Consider the following 16,811-nt stretch of genomic DNA (forward strand, 5'->3'; position numbering starts at 1 on the left):
CGGACGGCTCAGGCGTGCTTGCTGTGGGCGTAGGTGTTGAGCGAAACCACCCGGGTCTTGCCGATGCGGTGGCGGTAGATCTCGCGCAGATAACACACCGCTTTTTGCACGTGCTCGCGGGTCAGGCGGATGTCGTTGATCGAGACGAACTTCTTGGAGTCGCGGATCAGCTCGCGGTATTTCTTCTCGTACATCGGCTTGATGGCGAACCAGTTGGTGTCGAGGATCTTGGCCGGATTCTCGTACTCGTTCAGCAGCCGCTCCAGCACCGTTTCATCGAAATGCTCGGCGGTGATCAGGTCCAGTATCGTCTTGTCCAGGCTGTCGTCGAAACGGTGGTTGCCGTGGGCGAAGCAGCGCTTGATGAAGGCGACGATCAGCGTGAGGAAGTCGTCGCTCAGGCAGGGGCTCTTCGCCACCAGCGTGGTCAGGGACAGATTGGTGGACGCGCCTATCACCAGCGCGTAGCGCTTCAGCGTGGTGCTGGGGAACAGGTCGTTCAGGTGGCGCTTCAGGCGGTTCAGGTCCAGGTAGGACAGCTTGTAGCCCTTGGGCAGCGACAGGATGGCCACCACCGACGAGCAGTTCTGGAAGAAGAACAGCTGGTTCAGTTTTTCCGCCGCGTAGCCGGACTGCTTGTAGTCGGCCAGCGCCGCGCGGTAGCTGGCCGATTCTATCGGCAGCAGGCTGATGCCTTCTATCGCCTGGGTCTGCTGGTTGAAGTGCGGCAGGTCGATCGAGCGGAAGAACAGGTCGTCGATGTCCAGCTTGTTGACGAAGCCGTCCGATCCCAGCGGGTCGGATACCACCGATTCGGCGTAAGCCACCGCCACCGGGCCGGCCAGGCTCATGAACAGGTCGTTGGCGTCCAGCCGTATGGTTTCGCCCATGTCGATGCCGGCGCGCAGGAAGTAGTTTTCGTCGTAGTCGCTGGTGACGGCCTGGGCGGTGAGGATGTTGAAGATCTGCTGCGAGATGTACTGGTTGGCGTGGCGCTCCATCGCGTTGACGTCGAGGTTTTCGATGCTGCCGGCGTCGTTTTCCTCGGCGTAGCGCATGATGTCGTTGGAGATCAGCATCATCGCGTTCCACGGCCGGATCCGACGCATCACGCTTTCGGCGCCGGCTTCCTCGTTGTCGAAGTTGTAGGAGAAGTCCCACTCTTCCGACAGGTATTTGCACAGCAGCCGGCCGGCGTTGATGTGCAGCGCTTCCGAGCCCTCGGCGTGCTGGCCGGAGATATTGGGCAGGATGCAGATGCCGCTGGTGAAGATGGGCTCGAATACGAAGCTGTAGTCGTCGGCTTGCTCCGGCTTGCCTTCGCTGCGGGTTTCGAAGGTCTTGCTCATGTAGGCGTACTGCTGGGCCAGGCCGAATTCCGAGGCCATGCCCGAGCCGGTGCCGCCGCCGGCGCTGAAGATGTAGAAGTACAGCCGCGACTGGTTGGCCTTGATGCCGCAGGAGTCCACCAGATAGGAATGGATCAGCGTCCAGTCCGGATCGGAGAAGCTCAGCGTGTCCTTGTTGAGGATGATCTTGGCCAGGTATTGGCCCAGTATCGGCGCGTTGCCGGCGCCGCCGGCGTGGACCTCGGCCAGGTCCATGATCTTCAGCTTGTTGTAGTTGTTGATGAAGTCGCCCTGCTCGCCGCGGCGCGAGAAGCGGATGCGGCCCTTGATGTCCTTGTCCAGGTCGCCCAGCATCACCATCGGCTCGATCAGGAAGGCCGGCTTGGCCGCCTTGTGCGGCGACAGCAGGTTGCGGCGTATCCAGCGCCGCGGCCGCTGCTCCTGTTCCGGCGCGCTCTTGTCGTCCTGGTTGAACTCGTTCAGGTAGAACTTGCGGGCGTTGTAGACCAGCGTCGCCACGTCCAGCGCGATATTGGAGCCGCAGCGGCCGAGGCCGATCAGGCAGACCGACGGGAACGGCCGCTCCGGCGGGCCGACCTGGCCGTCTTCGGCGTCCTGGGTGAAGGCCATGCCGCGCAGCGTGTCCAGATGCTGCAGGATGCGGTTGGTGTCGTGCTCGATGAAGTACTGGTACAGCCCGGCATGGCCGCGCTCGTTCAGGCTGAGCAGGTGACGGGCGGACACCGGCGGCGGGGAGGCGGTCGCGGCGTCGTTGTCGTCGGTGGATGGGGTGTTCGAGGATTGGTCGTACATTGATTGCATGATCATCCATTCTCTATTCAGGTTACCCGGGTGAGGGGTGGTTGCGCCGGCGCGGGGCCTTGCGTCCTGTTGCAGCGAAGCTTTTTTGATAATTTTTGGTGTTATTCACACTACATTGTCAGGTGCAATTACCTTTTTGACTACAAAATTCTGTGATAGGCGGCGGGATGGGCCAGGCGCGTGCGGCGAACATGCCGCAGCGGATGGAGGCGGGGATGCGCGCGCGGCGCGCGGCAATGAAAAACGCCGCCTGCAGGCAGGCGGCGCGTGGCGGTGCGGGACGGCGGCGCGTCAGATGCGGCGCGCCAGCTCCTCGGCCTTGCCCAGGTAGTTGGCCGGGGTCAGCTCCAGCAGCGAGGCCTTGACGCTTTCCGGCAGGTCCAGGCTCTTGATGAAGGCGTGCAGCGTCTCGCGGGTGATGCCGCCCTTGCCGCGGGTCAGCTCTTTCAGCTGCTCGTACGGGTTGGCGATGCCGTAGCGGCGCATCACGGTTTGCACCGGCTCGGCCAGCAGCTCCCAGGCATTGTCCAGCTCGGCGGCGATCAGCGCCGGGTTGATCTCCAGCTTGTTCAGGCCCTTCAGGCAGGACTTCAGGCCCAGCATGGTGTAGCCGAAGCCGACGCCCATATTGCGCAGCACGGTGGAGTCGGTCAGGTCGCGCTGCCAGCGGGAAAGCGGCAGTTTTTCCGCCAGGTGGCCCATGATGGCGTTGGCCATGCCCAGATTGCCTTCGGAGTTTTCGAAGTCGATCGGGTTGACCTTGTGCGGCATGGTGGAGCTGCCCACTTCGTCTTTCTTCACCTTTTGCTTGAAGTAGCCCAGCGAGATGTAGCCCCAGATGTCGCGGTTGAGGTCGATCAGGATGGTGTTGACCCGCATCGCCACCTGGTACAGCTCGGCCATGTAGTCATGCGGCTCGATCTGGATGGTGTACGGATTGAAGGTGATGCCGAGGCCGGTGACGAAGCGGCCGCACAGGCTTTCCCAGTCGATGTCCGGGTAGGCCACCAGGTGGGCGTTGTAGTTGCCCACCGCGCCGTTGATCTTGCCCAGGATTTCCTGGTGCACCAGCTGTTCGCGCTGGCGCTTCAGGCGGTGAACGGCGTTGGCCAGTTCCTTGCCCATGGTCGACGGGGTGGCCGGCTGGCCGTGGGTGCGACACATCATCGGCACATTCGCCAGCTCGTGCGCCAGCTTCTGCAGCTTGTGGATGACTTCGTCCAGCGTCGGCAGCAGCACGGTGTTGCGCGCGGTTTTCAGCATCAGCGCGTGGCTGAGGTTGTTGATGTCTTCGGAGGTGCAGGCGAAGTGGATGAATTCGCTGGCGGCCATCACTTCCGGGTTGCCCGACAGGCGTTCCTTCAGCCAGTACTCGATCGCCTTGACGTCGTGGTTGGTGCGGACTTCGATCGCCTTCACCTCTTCGCCGTGCTCGACGCTGAAGTTGGCGATCACGTCGTCGATTTCGCGGATGGTGGCGTCGGAGAACGGCTTGACCTCTTCGATGCCCGGCTCGGCGGCCAGCATCTTCAGCCATTCCAGCTCCACCTTGACGCGGCATTTCATCAAACCGAACTCGGAGAACAGGTTGCGCAGGGCTTCGACCTGGCTGGCGTAGCGGCCATCCAGCGGGCTCAGGGCGGTCAACGTAGTCAGATTCATGCGGGGTATTTCCAAACGTGGTTTGCCAAACAGCGGCAGGTTGCAATACAAACGGCGCTAAGCCGGGCGTCGGGCATGTCGGCCATGCCTTCGCTGCGTGCTATTCAATGTAGCGGGTCGGCGCGGGCTTGCCGCCGATTCGCAGCTTGTCTTCATCTCAAAACAAACGGGCGACTGGCGCCCGTTTGTTTTCGCTTACATGCCGGGCATCATGCCCTTCATGCCGCGCATCATTTTCATCAGCCCGCCCTTGGAGGAGAACTGCTTCATCATTTTCTGCATCTGCTCGAACTGGGCCAGCAGACGGTTCACCTCCTGCACCGTCACGCCGGAGCCGGTGGCGATGCGGCGCTTGCGGCTGGCCTTGATCAGTTCCGGCTTGCGGCGCTCGTCCGGCGTCATCGAGTTGATGATGCCTTCGATGCGGCGCATCGATTTTTCCGCCTCGGCGCCCTGGATGCCCTTGGCCATCTGGCCGATCTGCCCAGGCATCTTTTCCAAGAGATTGGACATGCCGCCCATCTTCTTCATCTGCTGCATCTGGGCCTTGAAGTCTTCCAGGTCGAAACCCTTGCCGGACTTCAGCTTCTTGGCCATCGCCGCGGCTTCGTCCTGATCGATGCCCTTCTGCACTTCCTCGATCAGCGACAGCACGTCGCCCATGCCCAGGATGCGGCTGGCGATCCGGTCGGGGTGGAAGGGCTCGATGGCGGCGACCTTCTCGCCGACGCCGATGAACTTGATCGGTTTGCCGGTGACGTGTCGCACCGACAGCGCGGCGCCGCCGCGCGAGTCGCCGTCCATCTTGGTGAGGATCACGCCGGTCAGCGGCAGCGCTTCATTGAAGGCCTTGGCGGTGTTGACCGCGTCCTGGCCCTGCATCGCGTCGACCACGAACAGCGTTTCGATCGGATTGACCGCGGCGTGCAGCGCCTTGATCTCGTCCATCATCGCTTCGTCGATGGCGAGGCGGCCGGCGGTATCCACCAGCAGCACGTCGAAGAAGTGGCGGCGGGCATGGTCTATCGCGGCGCGGGCGATGTCGACCGGCTTTTGCGCCGCGTCGGACGGGAACCATTCGACGCCGACCTGCGCGGCCAGCAGTTTCAGCTGCTCGATGGCGGCCGGACGATAGACGTCGGCCGAAACCACCAGCACCTTCTTTTTCTGGGTTTCCTTCAGCCTTTTGGCCAGTTTGCCGACGGTGGTGGTCTTGCCGGCGCCCTGCAGGCCGGCCATCAGTACGATGGCGGGGGGAACGGCGGCCAGGTTAAGCTCGTCGTTCTTGTCGCCCATCAGCTTGACGAGCTCTTCGTTGACCACGCCGACCAGCGCCTGGCCCGGGGTCAGGCTGCCCATCACGTCCTGGCCCAGCGCGCGCTCTTTCACCTGGGCGATAAAGGTTTTGACGACGGGCAGCGCCACATCGGCTTCCAACAGCGCCATGCGCACTTCGCGCATCGCGTCCTGGATGTTGGATTCGGTCAGCCGCGCGTTGCCGCGCAAGGTTTTCATCACGCCGGACAGGCGGTTGGTCAGGTTGTCTAGCATGGTGCTGTCCTTACTCTCTGCCACCGGACGGCAGGTTGGTGTAGACTTTCAAACTGTCGATTTTACCACGAGCCGCCGGGTGAGCGCCCGGATTTGATCACACTCCATAAATAATATGACCAGCATCCTGCTCGTTTTGTCGCTGTTCCTGATCCTGTCCTACGGGGCGTTTACCTGGCACTACCTGGCCAACTGGCGGGGCACGGCCCGCTGGCCGCGCAATCCGAGGGTGGAGCACAGCCTGCTTGGCGTGCTGTTGCTGGTGCAGGCGCTGGTGGTGGTGGCGCCGCTCAGCGTCAGCGGCGGTCTGTCGCTGGGCGTCGGCCACGCGCTGGGGGTGATGGTATGGATCATGCTGCTGATTTACTGGACCTGCAGCTTCTTTTATCGAGTGGAAGGCCTGCAGCTGTTCATGATGCCGCTGGCGATGGCCGCGCTGGCCTTCGCCATCGCCTTCCCCGGCCGGCACATGGTGAGCGACCTGTCCAATCCGGCCTTCGTGCTGCACATCCTGGTGTCGATGCTGGCCTACAGCCTGTTCGCCATCGGCGCGCTGATCGCGGTGCTGATGCTGTTGCTGGAGCGTTCGCTGCACCATAAGCGGATGTCGCTGCTGGCGCGGCAGTTGCCGCCGCTGCTGACGCTGGAAAAAATGATGTTCCAGGTGATCGCCGTCGGCTTCCTGCTGCTGACCGTGGCGCTGGTGACGGGGGTGGTGTTCTCCGAAGAGGTGTTCGGCAAGGCCGCCGCGCTGACCCACAAAACCGTGTTCAGCGTGATTTCCTGGCTGTTGTTCGCGGCTTTGCTGCTGGGGCGCCGCCTGCAGGGATGGCGCGGCAGGGTGGCGATACGCTGGACGCTGGCCGGTTTCCTGTCATTGATGCTGGCATACGTGGGCAGCAAGGTGGTTTTAGAATTGATCCTGCAGCGCGGCTGAGCGCTGCGATGTCCATTCAATGACAAAACCCGTCTTGCACCTTCAATCAAGGAGTTTGCCATGAAGAAGCTGTTCGCTGCCTTTGCCGGCCTGATGCTGCTGTGCAATTTCGCCTGGGCCGCCGTCAACCTGAACACCGCCACCGCGCCGCAACTGGAGGCGCTGCAGGGAATCGGCCCGGCCAAGGCCAAGGCTATCATCGACTACCGCGCCAAAAACGGTCCGTTCAAGACGGTGGATGATTTGAAGAAGGTTTCCGGCATCGGCGACAAGACGCTGGATAAGCTGCGCAAGGACCTGACCGTGGGCGGCGCGGCGCCGGCCGCCAAACCGGGCGCCAAGCCGGTGGCCGCCAAGTAGTTTCCCCGCATTCGCGCCGGCCTTTCCGGCGCGGCCGACATCACCGCCAGTCAGCGAGCCGCCGACTGGCGGTTTTTTCATGCATTCGCGATTTATGGCGGGTTGGGAAAACCGGCCGTGGCGGGAAATTAACTGTTGTGAAATTGAAACAATTGGATGGTTTTGTTGTTTTTCCATCGCCGTTTGGCAGGTTCTGGTCGAGTTAGAACTATTTGTTAACAATGGTTTAGCGGGATGCTGTTGTTTTTTTGGTAATTTTCACTGGTCTTTCCTGGGTGAGCTTTGTTTTTTTGCAACGCCGGTCTTATATTGCTTTCAGCGATCGGCGGAATATACCGTCGGCACATAAATGTCCGGACAGACGGCGCTGCCGCGAAGTCAACAGGACAAAATCAACTGACTTGAAAGGATCTGCAATGAACAAGAAGCTCATCGCACTCGCACTGGCCGCCCTGCCTGCCGCCGCCATGGCGGACGTCACCATCTACGGCACCATCGCGGCCGGCGTCGAATCCCTGAAAACCTACAACGCCAACACCACGTCGTTCGGCGGCGCGCTGCAGGCCGGCGGCCTGCAATCCCGCACCGAGATCAATGACTGGGTCTCCTACATCGGCTTCAAGGGCAATGAGGACCTGGGCAGCGGCCTGAAGGCGATCTGGCAGGTGGAAAGCCGCCTGAACATGGACGGCAGCAACAGCACCGGCTTCGGCACCCGCGACAGCTTCATCGGCCTGGCCGGCGACAGCTGGGGCAAGGTGCGCGTCGGCAAACTGTCCGACTACGCGAACTCCGACATGGAGCAGGTTGACCCGGGCCATTACTCCAACAATGGCGGCGCGACATTCGGCGGCGCGCCCAGCGTGGGCGGCCTGGCGATGTTCACCCGCGTGGACGGTCGCCACAACAACGCCGTCCGCTACGACGGCCCCGAGTTCTACGGCTTCAACATCTCCGTGCTGTACGCGGCGGACGAGGCTCGCAAGAACGTAGCCGGCATCGTGACCAACGGCCAGTTCTCCAACATCGGCCTGAGCTATGAAAACTCCGGCTTCTTCGGCAAGTACAACTTCGGCAGCTGGGGTTCCCCGAGCGAGCTGGCCTCGCTGAAGGACTGGCACCGCTTCGAGGGCGGCTATAACGCCAACAACATCTACGTAGCCTTGGGCTTCCAGCAAGTGCGCGGCTATGTAGGCATCAACTCGGCGGGCGGCGTGGCTACCAGCATTACCGACAATGGCGGGCTGCTGTACAACGGCAACGCCGCGAGCGCGAACTTGGCTGGCCTGGTTGCGCAGAATCCGGGGCTGGTGAATTCCAAGACGGTGCAACTGGGGCGCACGCGTGAAATCGCGCTGACCGGCGGCTACACCTTCGGCGCTTTCACTCCGTACCTCAGCTATGCCAAGGGTTACAATGTCAACTTGGCGAACTTCGGCGACGTGAGCAACTCCGGCTACGACCAATGGGTGCTGGGCCTTGATTACGCGGTGTCCAAGCGCACCGACGTCTACACCTCCTACGGCCACGTCAACTGGAAGCTGCAAGGCGCGCAAAACGAAAGCTCCTTCGGCCTCGGCCTGATTCACCACTTCTGATCCGGCGCTTCGCCTATCGGAAAGGGACTGCCTCGGCAGTCCCTTTTTCATGGCAATATGGCGTTTGCCCCACCCGATTCGGATGCCGCGGCAGGCCTGGCGGGATTCGCGGCGGAGGCGCGGCCGGATTTTGCATATAATATCGTCACAGCCTGCGCCTGATCGTGACCACAACGTCAAAACTGGATCGATTTCGCCTATGGAAGCTTCGGCAGGGATTTCCGGCCTGGGTAGGGCCCTGGTTCAGCACAATATGCTGCTGCAGCAGGACGCGGACGCCATCATGCGCCAGGCGGGCGCTTCGCATATCACTTTTGTCGAGCAACTGATACTCAGCAAGAAAATGAGCGCGCGGGACATCGCGGTATTCGCGTCGCGGGTTTTCGGCTACCCCTTGCTGGACATGAGCTCTCTGGATACCGAACAGCTGCCCAAGGGGCTGATCGACGACGAGTTGATCGCCAGCCGGCGCCTGCTGCCGCTGCTCAAGCGCGGCAACAAGCTCTATATCGGCACTTCCGACCCCACCCAGACTTCCGCTTATCACGCGATCACCTTCAAGACCGGTCTGACGGTGGAAATCGTCGTGGTCGAGGATGACAAGCTGTCCAAGACGCTGGGACGCTATCAGGACAATTCCACCTCGGCGCTGAAGGAGCTGGAAAACGAGGATTTCGGCGACCTGGAGTTCGCCGATCCGGACGCCCAGGTAGACAGCGGTCCCCAGGTGGAGGTGGACGACGCGCCGGTGGTCAAATTCATCCACAAGATGCTGCTGGACGCCATTGCCGGCAGCGCGTCGGACATCCACTTCGAACCGTATGAAAAGTATTACCGCATACGCTACCGGATAGACGGCGAGTTGAAGGAGGTGGCGCAGCCGCCGCTGATCCTGAAGGAAAAGATCGCCTCGCGCATCAAGGTGATTTCCAAGCTCGACATTTCGGAAAAGCGTCTGCCGCAGGATGGCCGCCTCAAGCTGGTGATCTCCAAGAGCCGCGCCATCGATTTCCGCGTCAGCACGCTGCCGACGCTGTATGGCGAAAAGATCGTGATGCGGATACTGGATTCGTCGGCGGCGACGCTGGACATCGAGCAGCTGGGCTTCGAGCCGGAACAAAAACAGCTGCTGATGACGACGATAGCGCGTCCCTACGGCATGGTGCTGGTGACCGGGCCGACCGGCAGCGGCAAAACGGTGTCGCTGTATACTTTCCTTAACCTTTTGAACCGGCCGGACACCAATATTTCCACCGCGGAGGACCCGGTGGAGATCAACCTGCCCGGCATCAACCAGGTCAACGTCAACGAGCGGGCGGGCCTGACTTTCGCTTCGGCGCTGAAGGCTTTCCTGCGGCAGGACCCGGATGTGATCATGGTGGGCGAGATCCGCGACTTTGAAACCGCCGACATCGCGATCAAGGCGGCGCAGACCGGCCATATGGTATTTTCCACCCTGCACACCAATAATGCGCCGGCGACGCTGACCCGGATGCTGAACATGGGGGTGGCGCCGTTCAATATCGCCAGCTCGGTGCTGCTGATCATGGCGCAGCGGCTGGCGCGCCGCCTGTGCAGCCATTGCAAGAAGCCGGTCGACATTCCGGAGGAGGCGCTGCTGCGCGCCGGCTTTCGCAAGGAAGACCTGGACGGCAGCTGGCAGCCCTATGGCCCGGTCGGCTGCGAGGAGTGCCGCAATACCGGCTATCGCGGGCGCACCGGCATTTACGAGGTGATGCCGATCACCGACGCGATGACGCGGCTGATCATGAAAAACGGCACCGCGGTCGATATTTCCGACCTGGCCCTGCAGGAGGGCATGGTTGATTTGCGCCACGCCGGCTTGCTCAAGGTCAAGCGCGGGGTGACCTCGCTGGCGGAAATCGAAGCGGTGACCAACGACTGAGCGCGTACGGTCTTCAAGCGCGGATGGCATGCAGACAGGGAAGGTTGGATCGATGGCGACGACAGCTGCGAAAAAGACGAATCCCGGCTACATCTGGGAATGGGAAGGGAAAGACCGGGCCGGCAAGGCGATACGCGGAGAATTGCGCGCCGAGTCGGAAACCGTGGCCAAGACTCAATTGCGGCGCCAAGGCATCAACGTATCCAAAATCCGCAAGCGCCGCACCGGCTTCGGCAAGCGGATCACCGAAAAGGACATTGCGTTGTTCACGCGCCAACTGTCGACGATGATGCGGGCGGGGGTGCCGCTGCTGCAGGCTTTCGACATCGCGGCGAAAGGCCACAGCAATCCGGCGGTGACGCGGATGCTGCTGGAGGTGCGCGCCGACGTGGAAACCGGGCTGTCGCTGGCCGAGGCCTTCCGCAAGCGCCCGCTGTATTTCGACAAGCTGTTCTGCAACATCATCGCCGCCGGCGAAACCGGCGGCGTGCTGGACACGCTGCTGGACAAGCTCGCCACCTACAAGGAAAAGGTGATGGCGATCAAGGCCAAGATCAAGTCGGCGATGATCTACCCGTCGGCCATCGTCGGCACCGCTTTCATCATCACCGCGGTGATCATGATCTACGTGATCCCGGCCTTCAAGGACTTGTTCTCCAGCTTCGGCGCCAATCTGCCGGCGCCGACGCTGTTCGTGATCTGGCTGTCCGATCAGTTCGTCCATTTCTGGTGGCTGATCTTCGGCACGATTTTCGGCGGCCTGTTCGCCTTCTTTTACGCGTTCAAGCGCACCCCCAAGATGCAGGAGCAGATGGACCGCATCCTGCTGCGGCTGCCGGTGATAGGCGACATCATCCGCAAGGCCACCATCGCGCGCTGGGCGCGCACGCTGTCCACGCTGTTTTCCGCCGGCGTGCCGCTGGTGGAGGCGCTGGATTCGGTGGGCGGCGCCGCCGGCAACCAGGTGTACGCCGAGGCCACGCGCCGGATCCAGGCTGATGTCAGCACCGGATCCAGTCTCAACTATTCGATGCAGCGCACCGATCTGTTCCCCAATATGGTGCTGCAGATGACCTCGATAGGCGAGGAGTCCGGCTCTCTGGACCAGATGCTGGACAAGGTGGCCGACTTTTACGAAGAAGAAGTGGATAATGCGGTGGCCGCGCTGTCCAGCCTGCTGGAGCCGGCCATCATGGTGATACTGGGGGTATTGATCGGCGGTCTGGTGATCGCGATGTACATGCCTATCTTCAAAATGGGTCAGGTGGTGGGTTGATGCTGGAGGATATTACGTGGTTGCTGGCCACGCATCCGGGTTGTCTGACGGGCGTGGCGCTGGTGTTGGGCTTATTGGTGGGCAGCTTTCTCAATGTGGTGATCCACCGGCTGCCGCAGATGCTGGATGGCGAGTTTTTGGCGGACAGCGTCGAATACCTGGCGGAAAACCGCCGCTTTCCCGAATTGCGGCTGGCGGCGCAGGGCGCGGCGGCGGCGATGGAGGGCGAGGCGGGCTGCAATCTGTGGCGGCCCGGCTCGCATTGTCCGGCTTGCGGCGCGCCGGTGCGGCCCTGGCAGAACGTGCCGCTGCTGAGCTTTGTTTTGCTGCGCGGCCGTTGCCGCGCTTGCGGCGTCGCGATCAGCCTGCGCTACCCGCTGGTGGAGGCATTGTGCGCGGCGATGTTCGGTTTTCTGGCCTGGACGCTGGGCTGGGGCTGGCCGCTGGCCGGCGCTTTGGCGCTGACGGCTTGCCTGCTGGCCTTGGCTTTCATCGATCTGGACACCAAGCTGCTGCCGGATAGCCTGACTCTGCCGCTGCTGTGGGGCGGCTTGCTTTTCAACCTGCACACCGGCTTGGTGCCGCTGAGCGATGCGATATGGGGCGCGGCATTCGGCTATCTGTCGCTGTGGCTGGTGTTCCATGGCTTCCGGCTGCTGACCGGCAAGAATGGCTTCGGCTACGGCGACTTCAAGCTGCTGGCGGCGCTGGGGGCCTGGCTGGGATGGGGCATGCTGCCGCTGATCGTGCTGCTGTCGTCGCTGGTGGGCGCGGTGTGCGGGCTGGCGATGCGCTGCGCCTCGCGGATCGGCCCCGGTCAGGAAATCCCGTTTGGCCCCTATCTCGCCGCCGCCGGCTGGATCGCGCTGGTGTGGGGGCCGCAAATCGTAAATGGATATTTGACATGGCTATCCCGGTAGTCGGTTTGACCGGCGGCATAGGCTCAGGCAAGAGCGCCGCGGCCGACAGGTTTGCCGAGCTGGGCGTGCCGGTGGTGGATACCGACCGCATCGCGCATCAGCTGACCGGCCCGCAAGGCGCGGCGATGGCGGCGATCGCGCGCGAATTCGGCGCCGCGGCGCTGACGGCGGACGGCGCGCTGGACCGGGCGGCGATGCGCGAATTGGCCTTCGCCGATCCGGCTTGCCGGCGCCGGCTGGAGGCGATCCTCCATCCCGCCATCCATGAGGAAAGCCTGCGGCAGCTGGCGGCGGCGCGCGGCGATTACGCGCTGCTGGTGGTGCCGCTGCTGTTCGAGAGCGAGCGCTACACGCCCTTGCTGGCGCGCAGCCTGGTGGTGGATTGTCGCGAGGAGATCCAGTTGGAAAGGGTGATGCGGCGCAGCGGCCTGGAGGAAAGCGCGGTGCGCGCGATCATGGCCGCGCAGCTGCCGCGGGAGCGTCGGCGCCAGTTGGCCGACGATATCATCGACAACAATGGCGGCTTGGCAGAATTGAGGCTTCAAGTTGATGCCAAACACAGTTATTATCTGGCAAATCTTGTCAATGCATTGTTATAGGCTTGCTGCAAGCCTTGGAGAAGGGCAGATCTGCCGTGATCAGTTTTGAATTTCCTGTCACCGAGCGCACCCGTATTCTGCTTCGCCTGGAATACCTGTATGGGCGGCTGTCCTACTTCGTCGGCAAGGATGACCCTTACGATCACCACGCCGCGCTGCTGGTGTTGTTCGAGCTGATGGAGACCGCCTCGCGCGCCGATCTCAAAGCGGATCTGCTGCAGGAGCTGGAGCGGCAGAAGCAGGTGCTGGAGGCGCTGCGCGAGAATCCCAACGTGGCCGAGGAGACGCTGGAAGGCGTGCTGGAGGAAATCGAACGGGCGTCGGGCAAGCTGCTGGCATTGACAGGGAAATTCGGCCAGAACCTGCGCGAGAACGAATGGCTGATGGCCATCAAGCAGCGCGCCGGCATTCCCGGCGGCACCTGCCAGTTCGACCTGCCGTCCTATCACCTGTGGCAGCAGCGCTCGGCGGAGACGCGCCGCCAGGACCTGCTGCGCTGGGCGGCGCCGCTGATGCCCACCGCCGACGCGTCGGACATCCTGCTGCGGCTGTTGCGCGACAGCGGCAAGACCCATCATTACGTCGCGCGCAAGGGCGCGTTCCAGCAGATGTCGGGCGGCAAGGTGGTGCAGCTGATCCGCGTCGCCTACGATGACAATCTCGAATTGCTGCCCGAGCTGTCGGCCAACAAATACGCGCTCAACATCCGCTTCATCAACGCGGTCACCGGCGAAGCCCGGCCGCGCCAGATCGAGCAGGATGTCGAGTTTTACCTCACCAATTGCAAATTCTGAGTTTCATGTCCGATTCCGTCCGCATCGTCGCCTGTCCCACCTGCCGCGCAGAAGTGCGCTGGGAGCCGCAAAGCCGCTACCGTCCGTTCTGCAGCGAGCGCTGCCGTCTGATCGACCTGGGGCAATGGGCCAGCGAGTCGTACAAGGTGCCGGCCGAGGAAGAGTCGCCGTCAGGCGACGCCCTGCCGCCGGCGCATTGAGCCGCGCCCGTCAGACGATAAAAAAACCGCCGGCAGAGACCGGCGGTTTTCATTTGGGGCGGCGCGCTCAGGCGCGGGCGGCCAGCGCGGCGCCGGAGGCGAAGTAGTGCTTGACGCCGCTGAAGATGGCGTTGGCCATCTGCTGCTGGAATTCGGCGGTCAGCAAGCGCTGTTCTTCGTCCGGATTGGAGATGAAGGCGGTTTCCACCAGGATGGACGGAATGTCCGGCGCTTTCAGCACCGCGAAGCCGGCTTGTTCCACCGCGTTCTTGTGCAGCTTGTTGAGGCCTCCCAGCTGGCCCAGCACCGTCTTGCCCAGTTTCAGGCTGTCGTTGATGGTGGCGGTCTGGGTCAGGTCCAGCAAGGTGTGGGCCAGGTATTTGTCCTTGCTGCCTATCTTGACGCCGCCGATCAGGTCGGAGTCGTTCTGCGTCTGCGCCAGCGCCTTGGCGAAGGCGCTGGTGGCGCCCTTTTCCGACAGCGCGAACACCGACGAGCCGCGGGCGGCGCGGTTGGGCGCGGCGTCGGCGTGGATGGAGACGAACAGGTCGGCGTTGAGCTTGCGCGCTTTTGCCACCCGCACGCCCAGCGGGATGAAGACGTCGTCGCTGCGCGTCATGTAGGCGCGCATATTCGGCTCGGCGTCGATCAGCTGCTTGAGCTGATGACCTATCTTCAACACCACGTCCTTTTCGCGGGTGCCGACCATGCCGATGGCGCCGGGGTCCTCGCCGCCATGGCCGGGGTCCAGCATCACGATGATGGGGCGGCCGTTGTTCTTGGCCTTGGGCTTCACTTGCGCCGGCGGCTGTTCCAGCTTGCCCTTGTTGTAGTCCTGCAAGAGCGCCAGCAGCGGGTCGTCCTGCTGGCCGCTGGCCGGGTACAGGTCCACCACCAGCCGGTGCTGGTATTCGGCGACCGGCGTCAGCGAGAAGGCCTGCGGCTTGACGTCGGTTTTCAGTTCCAGCACCAGCCGCACGGTGTCCTGGTCGAACTGGCCGGCGCGGGCGGTGGCGATATAGGGATCGGCGGCGGCGATCTGGCCGCTGATGTCCTTCAGCACGCCGTTCAGCTGCACGCCTTGCAGATCTATCACCAGCCGGCTGGGATTGGCCAGCGTGAACTGCTTGTACTGGATGGCGGCGCTGGACTCCAGCGTGATGCGGGTGTAAGTGGAGGAGGGCCAGATGCGCAGGGCGACGATCTGGCTGCCGGCAGCGAAACCATTGCGGCTGACGGCGAGCAAAAAGGTGGCGGCGGCTGCGCCTAGCAGCGCGCGGCGCTTGGGGTCGAAAGTCGATTGAGGCATGACTGTCCGGTTTGAGTCTGGGCTTTGAAATGATAAGTGCGACCCTCGCCGGCTACGGCAAGTTCCAGCACGATGTCGGCGGGCGGCAGCAGGTCGCCGGCCTTGTCCGGCCATTCCACCAGGCACAGGCTGTCCTGGCCGAAGTATTCGCTGAAGCCGGCGTCGTTCCACTCTTCCGGATCGGCGAAGCGGTACAGATCGAAATGGTGGACACTATATTCGTTAAGGGCGTAGCTTTCCACCAGGGTATAGGTGGGACTTTTCACCTTGCCGGCATGCCCCAGCGCGCGCAGCAGGCCGCGGGTGAAGGTGGTCTTGCCGGCGCCCAGGTCGCCGTGCAGCTGGACGGTCAGGCCGGGGGCTGCGGCGGCGGCGAAGGCCGCGCCCAGCGCCAGGGTCGCGCCCTCGTCCGGCAAGCTGCCGCTGTGAACGCTGGTATCATCCATCGCCATGACTGAGAATCCTCCTCAAAAACCGGATTATCCCGAATTGTCGCGCCAAATCAAAGCCTGGGCCGTCGAGGCCGGCTTCGCCGAGGCGCGCATCACTCGCGCCAGCCTGCCGGCCGAGGCCGAGCAGCGGCTGGCGGCTTGGCTGGCGGCGGGCTTCCATGGCGAGATGGAGTATATGGAACGCCATGGCGCGCTGCGCCTGCGGCCCGCCGAGCTGGTGCCGGGCACGCTGTCGGTGATCTCGCTGCGGATGAACTATTGGCCGGCGGCGCGGGCCGCCGAGCAAGTGCTGGCCGACCCGTCGCGCGCCTACCTGTCGCGCTACGCGCTGGGCCGCGACTACCACAAGGTGCTGCGCAACCGGCTGCAGAAGCTGGCTGAACGCATCGAAGCCGCCGCCGGGGCTTTCGGCTACCGGGTGTTCACCGACAGCGCGCCGCTGGCCGAGGTGGCGCTGGCGTCGCAGGCCGGCCTTGGCTGGCGCGGCAAGCATACCTTGCTGCTGACCAAGCGCCAGGGCTCACTGTTCTTCCTGGGGGAAATCCTCACCGATCTGCCGCTGCCGGCCGACGACACCGAGGACGGCCACTGCGGCCGCTGCCGCAAGTGCCTGGACGTCTGTCCCACCGGCGCCATCGTCGAGCCGTACTCAGTGGATGCCCGCCGCTGCATTTCCTACCTGACTATAGAATTGAAGGCCGCGATTCCCCAGGCATTGCGCCCTTTGATTGGTAACCGAGTGTACGGCTGCGACGACTGTCAGCTGTTCTGTCCATGGAACCGTTTCGCGGTGCAGACGGCGGAAACCGATTTTGCGGTGCGTCATGGTTTGGACGACGTGAGTCTGGTAGAACTGTTCGGCTGGAGCGCGGACGATTTTCGCGAGCGGATGGCGGGCAGTCCCATTTACCGCATCGGCTATCACAAATGGCTGTCCAATCTGGCGGTGGGGCTGGGCAATGCGCCTAGCTCTGCGGAAGTGATCGCCGCCTTGCGGCGGCGGCTGGATTTTCCCGACGAGCTGGTGGCCGAACCGGTGCGCTGGGCGCTGGCCCGGCACGGCGAGTCCTGTTGAC

Annotated in this window: 15 protein-coding genes; 10 read left to right on the plus strand and 5 right to left on the minus strand. The window is 63.0% G+C overall.

Annotation, left to right across the window (positions count from 1 at the left end):
- Positions 1–8 precede the first annotated feature (8 nt).
- The 3 genes from MY55_RS09475 to ffh all read right to left on the minus strand — a co-directional run bounded on the left by MY55_RS09475 (position 9) and on the right by ffh (position 5,384).
- A complete protein-coding gene (locus MY55_RS09475; RefSeq protein WP_081284664.1) occupies positions 9–2,177 on the minus strand; it encodes a hypothetical protein in 2,169 nt (722 codons plus the stop codon).
- 285 nt (positions 2,178–2,462) lie between these two features.
- Positions 2,463–3,833, minus strand: coding sequence for an adenylosuccinate lyase (gene purB / locus MY55_RS09480; RefSeq protein ID WP_043578566.1), 1,371 nt, complete (start codon positions 3,831–3,833; stop codon positions 2,463–2,465).
- A gap of 195 nt (positions 3,834–4,028) precedes the next feature.
- A complete protein-coding gene (gene ffh, locus MY55_RS09485) occupies positions 4,029–5,384 on the minus strand; it encodes a signal recognition particle protein (protein ID WP_043578569.1) in 1,356 nt (451 codons plus the stop codon).
- A 115-nt stretch (positions 5,385–5,499) separates the two neighbouring features.
- Here ffh and MY55_RS09490 point away from each other — a divergent pair, with 115 nt between their 5' ends.
- The 9 genes from MY55_RS09490 to yacG all read left to right on the plus strand — a co-directional run bounded on the left by MY55_RS09490 (position 5,500) and on the right by yacG (position 13,974).
- The gene (locus tag MY55_RS09490; RefSeq protein ID WP_043578572.1) at positions 5,500–6,321 is read left to right on the plus strand and encodes a cytochrome C assembly family protein; all 822 of its coding nucleotides are present in this window, start codon (positions 5,500–5,502) and stop codon (positions 6,319–6,321) included.
- 60 nt (positions 6,322–6,381) lie between these two features.
- A complete protein-coding gene (locus MY55_RS09495) occupies positions 6,382–6,681 on the plus strand; it encodes a ComEA family DNA-binding protein (RefSeq protein ID WP_043578575.1) in 300 nt (99 codons plus the stop codon).
- Positions 6,682–7,097: 416 nt separating this feature from the next.
- Positions 7,098–8,279, plus strand: a complete 1,182-nt coding sequence (locus MY55_RS09500) for a porin (RefSeq protein WP_043578577.1) — start codon at positions 7,098–7,100, stop codon at positions 8,277–8,279.
- 199 nt (positions 8,280–8,478) lie between these two features.
- Positions 8,479–10,185, plus strand: a complete 1,707-nt coding sequence (gene pilB, locus MY55_RS09505) for a type IV-A pilus assembly ATPase PilB (protein ID WP_043578580.1) — start codon at positions 8,479–8,481, stop codon at positions 10,183–10,185.
- A gap of 52 nt (positions 10,186–10,237) precedes the next feature.
- Entirely contained in the window at positions 10,238–11,461 is a 1,224-nt protein-coding gene (locus MY55_RS09510) for a type II secretion system F family protein (protein ID WP_043578583.1), read from the plus strand.
- Positions 11,461–12,381 (plus strand): prepilin peptidase, encoded by a 921-nt coding sequence (locus MY55_RS09515; protein ID WP_043578586.1) that lies wholly within the window; start codon positions 11,461–11,463, stop codon positions 12,379–12,381. The genes MY55_RS09510 and MY55_RS09515 overlap by 1 nt, the downstream gene beginning before the upstream one ends.
- The gene (gene coaE / locus MY55_RS09520) at positions 12,366–12,980 is read left to right on the plus strand and encodes a dephospho-CoA kinase (RefSeq protein WP_043578588.1); all 615 of its coding nucleotides are present in this window, start codon (positions 12,366–12,368) and stop codon (positions 12,978–12,980) included. The genes MY55_RS09515 and coaE overlap by 16 nt, the downstream gene beginning before the upstream one ends.
- A gap of 35 nt (positions 12,981–13,015) precedes the next feature.
- A complete protein-coding gene (gene zapD, locus MY55_RS09525) occupies positions 13,016–13,774 on the plus strand; it encodes a cell division protein ZapD (protein WP_043578820.1) in 759 nt (252 codons plus the stop codon).
- Between the two features lie 5 nt (positions 13,775–13,779).
- Positions 13,780–13,974, plus strand: a complete 195-nt coding sequence (gene yacG / locus MY55_RS09530) for a DNA gyrase inhibitor YacG (protein ID WP_043578592.1) — start codon at positions 13,780–13,782, stop codon at positions 13,972–13,974.
- Between the two features lie 67 nt (positions 13,975–14,041).
- Here the strand turns inward: yacG and MY55_RS09535 are convergent, their stop codons facing one another.
- Both MY55_RS09535 and tsaE read right to left on the minus strand, forming a co-directional pair.
- Positions 14,042–15,283: an N-acetylmuramoyl-L-alanine amidase gene (locus tag MY55_RS09535; protein WP_043578595.1), complete on the minus strand. Its 1,242-nt coding sequence runs from the start codon at positions 15,281–15,283 to the stop codon at positions 14,042–14,044.
- A complete protein-coding gene (tsaE, locus tag MY55_RS09540; protein WP_369816073.1) occupies positions 15,241–15,729 on the minus strand; it encodes a tRNA (adenosine(37)-N6)-threonylcarbamoyltransferase complex ATPase subunit type 1 TsaE in 489 nt (162 codons plus the stop codon). Before tsaE ends, MY55_RS09535 begins: the two co-directional genes overlap by 43 nt.
- 43 nt (positions 15,730–15,772) lie before the next feature.
- Here tsaE and queG point away from each other — a divergent pair, with 43 nt between their 5' ends.
- Positions 15,773–16,810, plus strand: coding sequence for a tRNA epoxyqueuosine(34) reductase QueG (gene queG, locus MY55_RS09545; protein WP_341864707.1), 1,038 nt, complete (start codon positions 15,773–15,775; stop codon positions 16,808–16,810).
- The last annotated feature ends 1 nt before the right edge of the window (position 16,811 follow it).

The organism is Chromobacterium subtsugae, assembly GCF_001676875.1.
Lineage (GTDB): Bacteria > Pseudomonadota > Gammaproteobacteria > Burkholderiales > Chromobacteriaceae > Chromobacterium > Chromobacterium subtsugae.